This is a genomic window from Delftia sp. ZNC0008 (genome assembly GCF_000799035.1).
Taxonomy (GTDB): Bacteria; Pseudomonadota; Gammaproteobacteria; order Burkholderiales; family Burkholderiaceae_C; genus Comamonas; species Comamonas tsuruhatensis.
In genome coordinates, this window is the sequence record NZ_JTKZ01000958.1 from 1 (window position 1) to 1,621 (window position 1,621).

Annotated in this window: 2 protein-coding genes; both read right to left on the reverse strand. The window is 66.4% G+C overall.

The features are described from left to right. Positions 1-126 precede the first annotated feature (126 nt). On the reverse strand, positions 127-1,038 hold the full coding sequence (locus tag L995_RS30840; RefSeq protein ID WP_047475284.1) for a peptidoglycan DD-metalloendopeptidase family protein: 912 nt from the start codon (positions 1,036-1,038) through the stop codon (positions 127-129). Between the two features lie 13 nt (positions 1,039-1,051). Next, positions 1,052-1,621 (reverse strand): protein-L-isoaspartate(D-aspartate) O-methyltransferase (locus tag L995_RS30845; protein WP_047475286.1); only part of this gene is annotated, 570 nt, incomplete at its 5' end.

Sequence of the window (1,621 nt, forward strand, 5' to 3'; positions counted from 1 at the left end):
CACCTTCGGCGTCGGCCTCGTCCTGGTCCTGGTCCTCGACCGATTCCGGCAGCGGTTCGCCGGGCGCAGAAGAAACAAGCCCCTGCGGGGCAGGGGCTTGTCCGGTTTGCCTGGTGCTGCGGCTCATCAGCGCGAAGGCAGGTAGCGCGAAGGATCGACAGGCTTGCCCTGGCGACGCACCTCGAAGTGCAGCTTCACGCGGTCGGCGTCGGTGCTGCCCATCTCGGCAATCTTCTGGCCCTTGCGCACGGTCTGGTCCTCCTTGACCAACAGCGTCTGGTTGTGCGCGTAGGCCGTGAGGTAGGTGTTGTTGTGCTTGAGGATGATCAGGTTGCCATAGCCACGCAGGCCGGCGCCGGCATAGACCACGCGGCCATCGGCAGCGGCCATCACGGGGTCGCCGGCCTTGCCTGCGATGTCATAGCCCTTGTTGCGCGCCTCGTCGAAGCCGGCAATCAGGCTGCCCGAGGCAGGCCAGATGAAGTCCACATCGTCGGCGCCCTTGCCGGCTGCGGGTGCAGGAGCCGGTGCCGGGGTCGGCGCGGGTGCAGGCGTTGCGGTGGAGCTGCCAGACGATGCCGAGGATGCCACGGGCGGCAGCGGCGTTGCCACCACCGGCGAGCCGCTGGGCGTGGAAGAGGAGGACGAGGACGACGGCGAAGAACGTGTGCTGCCACTGTCCGAACTTGCCATGGACGAGCTGGTCGGCGGCACGACGCGAACCACCTGACCGACTTCGATCAGGTTGGGGTTCTCCAGATTGTTCCAGCGCGCGATGTCCTTCCAGCTCTGGCCGGTCTCCAGGCCGATGCGGATCAGCGTGTCACCAGGCTTGATGGTGTAGTAGCCGGGCTTGCCGGCGTTCTCGACGCCGGGCAGCGGCTTGACGGCCGCCGATGGCGAGGAAGAGGTGGAAGTGGAGGTGGATGTTCCGCGGTCCTCCACGGGAGCCCTGTTCACTTGGGATGTGCAGCCTGCCAGAACCATGCCGGCCAGCACCACCGTTCCCCAAGCCCCAAGACTTCGCGATACCAACATAAGTTATTCCCTTCTAGGCGATGCCCGATTTTAGGGGGACAAAGTTCACGGCCTCCAAAATCGATTGCGTAAACCCGTGTGAACTCTTGTCAATCACCAGCAGTGCCTGCTTACCCCCCGTAACCACCATGGGCGCGACAAGCCGCCCGCCCACGGCCAGCTGGTCGCACCAGGCCGAGGGCATGCTCTCGCCGCCGGCGGCCGAGATGATGCCCGCGTACGGAGCGCCGCTGCCATAGCCTTCCATGCCGTCTCCAAAGATCAGATGGACATTGGTCAGGCGCCAGGGCCGCAGGTTGCTGCGCGCTTTCTCGTGCAGGCCGCGCAGGCGCTCGATCGAATAGACCTCGCGTGCCACGCGCGCCAGCACGGCCGCCTGGTAGCCGCAGCCGGTGCCGATCTCCAGCACGCGGCCCAGGCCCGACTTCGCGGCCTCCGAACCCAGCAGCAGCTCGGTCATGCGGGCGACCACGCTGGGCTTGGAGATCGTCTGGCCCAGACCGATGGGCAGGCTGGTGTCCTCATAGGCCTGGTTGACCAGGGCGCTGTCCACGAAGCGGTGGCGCTCCACCGCTCCCATGGC

Bases quoted from the DNA above. Each gene is read 5' to 3' on its own strand.
- L995_RS30840 (WP_047475284.1), bottom strand. From the start codon at position 1,038: ATGTTGGTATCGCGAAGTCTTGGGGCTTGGGGAACGGTGGTGCTGGCC.